General features: G+C 56.2%; 2 protein-coding genes and 1 pseudogene. 2 read left to right on the plus strand and 1 reads right to left on the minus strand.

Going from position 1 to position 3,226, the window contains the following annotated elements; genetic code table 11:
* Positions 1-195, plus strand: a pseudogene (locus tag Q5H33_RS08265) (phosphate ABC transporter ATP-binding protein); the annotation flags it as partial.
* 331 nt (positions 196-526) lie between these two features.
* Positions 527-1,420: a metal ABC transporter solute-binding protein, Zn/Mn family gene (locus Q5H33_RS08270; protein WP_302423987.1), complete on the plus strand. Its 894-nt coding sequence runs from the start codon at positions 527-529 to the stop codon at positions 1,418-1,420.
* A 157-nt stretch (positions 1,421-1,577) separates the two neighbouring features.
* Here the strand turns inward: Q5H33_RS08270 and Q5H33_RS08275 are convergent, their stop codons facing one another.
* Complete coding sequence (locus tag Q5H33_RS08275) at positions 1,578-2,966, minus strand: NCS2 family permease (RefSeq protein WP_022245297.1); 1,389 nt, start codon at positions 2,964-2,966, stop codon at positions 1,578-1,580.
* Positions 2,967-3,226 lie beyond the last annotated feature (260 nt).

Consider the following 3,226-nt stretch of genomic DNA (forward strand, 5'->3'; position numbering starts at 1 on the left):
AAGAACGACTACACCATCGTGATCGTGACGCACAACATGCAGCAGGCCGCCCGTATCGCCGACTACACCGCGTTCTTCAACCTGAAGGCAGTCGGCCAGCCGGGTCACCTCGAGTACTTCACCGACACGACCACCATGTTCAACAACCCCCAGAACGAAGAAGCCGAGCGCTACGTATCGGGACGCTTTGGCTGATCGGCAAAAGCCGATCTGCCAAAGCGTAGCGTTGACCCAGTGGGTCAACGCAAGCGAGCTTTAGCGAGCCAGCAAATTATGTTTCGCTTTGCGAAGCTCCTTAATTGCACGCGGCTGATCGGCAAATCATCTCTTACTCCCGCTTGCGGGGATTGTCGCACGGATGTGCGGTCGAAAGTGGTTGCTTCGCTAACCATTTCGATCCCATTCGTGGCGGCCATTCCCCTGAGCGGGAGTTTTTTGTATGTGATACCTGATCGCGACACGCTCTATTGATAATGATTCTCAATTAAGTTATGATGGTGTTATATCACGTTAGGGAGGATCTATCATGTACCGTATTGTGAGAATTGCGATTGCCGCACTTGCTTCTGTAGGAATGCTTGCGTCGGTTGCTGCGTGTGGAAGCGGCCGATCGTCGTCCGAAAAAAACGGAACCATCGAAGTGGTCGCTTCCGTGAATCAGTGGGGTACCGTGGCGAAAACCTTGGGCGGTGGCAACGTCAACGTAACCAGCATCATCAATTCCACCAATGTGGATGCGCATGATTACGAGCCAACGACGTCGGATATCGCCAAACTGCAGAAAGCGCAAGTCATCATCGTCAATGGAGCCGGCTACGACGCATGGGCGGTCAAAGCGGCGCAATCCGCCAACGCAACCATCGTCAATGCCGCTGCAGTCGGCGGGGTGAATGACGGCGAAAATCCGCATGTTTGGTTCTCCGCCGATGTGCGCAAGGCAGTGGCACAGGCGATCACCGAAGCGTACGAACAGGCCGACGCCGCGAAAAAGAGTGATTTCGACAAGCTGCACGATCAGTGGAAATCTGAAGAAAACAACGTCGAAAGCAAAATCGCCGAAGTGAAACAGAAATCGGATGGATTGGCGTACGCGGCAACGGAATCCGTGGCAAGCTATCTGGCGGAAGACATGGGTTTGACCGACGCAACGCCAAGCGGGTACGCGCGAGCCACAGCGAACGAAAGCGAGCCGACGCCAACGGATATCAGGCAGTTCGCCGACGCATTGAAATCAGGTGAAATCAAACTGTTGATCGTCAATACGCAGGAGGAAAGCGAGCTGACGGGCAAAATCACGAATGCCGCGAAATCCGCAAACGTGCCCATGGTTGAACTGACCGAACAGATGCCGGAACAATACGATTCCTTGACGGCCTGGATGGAAAGTCTGGTTGACGTCTTCTCGAAAGCCATCGCATAAGACGGTTCACTAAAAAGCAGTACGAAAACAAGCGATACAACAATAGGGGCGACTCCGCAGTGAGAGCGGAATCGCCCCTATTCCATTTGCCGAATTTAAATTTATTTACTGAACCAGTAATTTCGGCTGGTGGTCAGGTTGAACCTGACGTTCAGAACTACAGGATCGCGGTGATGATGAAGTCCAGAATGAACAGCAGCGACACAACCCAGATCACCGGGTGCACTTCCTTGGCCTTGCCCTTGCAGGTCTTGATCAGGCAGTAGGTGATGAAGCCGCCGGCGATGCCGTAGGAGATGGAGTAGCTGAACGCCATGAATACGGAAGCGAAGAACGCCGGCACGGCCTCGGAGATATCGCCCCAGTCGATTTCCTTCAGCGAGGACGCCATCATGCAGCCCACCACCACGAGCACGCCTGCGGTTGCGGCGGACGGAATGGCGGAGATGACCGGGGAGAGGAAGGCGGACAGGGCGAAGCAGATGGCCACGACCACGGAGGTCAGGCCGGTGCGGCCGCCAGCGGCGATACCTGCGGAGGATTCCACATACGTGGTGGTGTTGGAGGTGCCGCAGATGGCGCCGATGGAAGTTGCGATCGAATCGGCGAACAGGGCCTTGTCCATCTTGGAGGAGAAGCCGGAACCGTTTTCGAGGGCTTCCTCGTCTTCCGCGGAGAAGATGCCGGTGCGGCGGCCGGTGCCGATGAACGTGCCGATGGTGTCGAAGGTGTCGGACATGGAGAATGCGAAGATCGTCAGCAGAATGATCGGCAGCTTCGACATGTCGGAGAACAGCGATGGGAAGCCTTCGGCGCTGAAGATAGCGCCAAAGGTCTGCGGCAGCTGGGCGAAAGTGTCGCCGATGGAGATGGAGTTGGCCATGGTGGTCTGACCCATCGGAATGCCGGCGATGGCGGTGACCGCGATGGCGATCAGCATGCCGCCGCGCACCTTGAGCACGGTGAGGATGATGGCGAGGAACAGGCCGATGATGAACAGCCAGATGGTCGGATTATTCATGACGGCCAGACCTGGGGTGGCCTGCACGGTGTCGCCGTTCTTGGCGTCGGCCTTGGTGGTGAAGGTGAAGAAGCCGACGTTCAGGAAGCCGACGTAGGCCACGAACAGGCCGATGCCGCCGCCGATGGCGTTCTGCAGCACTTCCGGAATGGCTTGGATGATGATCTTACGAATCTTGGTGACGGTGATGAGAATGTTGATCAGGCCACACAGGAACACCATGCACAGGGTCTGCTGCCAGGTGAAGCCGAGGCCGAAGCAAACGGTGTAGGTGAAGAATGCGTTGAGGCCCATGCCGGCGGCCTGAGCATACGGAACGTTGGCGAACAAGCCCATGACGAGCGTGCCCGCGATGGCTGCGATGATGGTTGCAAGGAACACGCCGCCCCACGGCATTCCCGTTTGCGACAGTATCTGTGGGTTGACGATGATGATGTACGACATTGCGAAGAACGTGGTCAGACCGGCCATGACCTCAGTGGACACGGTGGTGCCGTTCTCCTTAAGATGGAAGAACTTTTCCATTTTTCCCTATCTCTATTTCTCTTGGGTTGGTAGGAACGTTCCGACTATTGGGCGGCGCGTTCCGGCGAGAATTGCGACTCGCCTTGTGGAATCGTGGGATTCCGAACAAGGCTTAACCGTAACACTTGAGTGAGTCATGAAGATTTCGTAAAGCGCGACACGCCCGGATGACGGCAAGTCCAAGCATGGCCGTAAGTTGTTCACCTGTAAACCACAGACCGTTGGTTGGAGCGTGCAAGCGCTCACGAAGTTTGGTTCGC

Source organism: uncultured Bifidobacterium sp., assembly GCF_959020145.1.
GTDB lineage: Bacteria > Actinomycetota > Actinomycetes > Actinomycetales > Bifidobacteriaceae > Bifidobacterium.

Bases quoted from the DNA above. Each gene is read 5' to 3' on its own strand.
- Q5H33_RS08270 (WP_302423987.1), top strand. From the start codon at position 527: ATGTACCGTATTGTGAGAATTGCGATTGCCGCACTTGCTTCTGTAGGA.
- Q5H33_RS08275 (WP_022245297.1), bottom strand. From the start codon at position 2,966: ATGGAAAAGTTCTTCCATCTTAAGGAGAACGGCACCACCGTGTCCACT.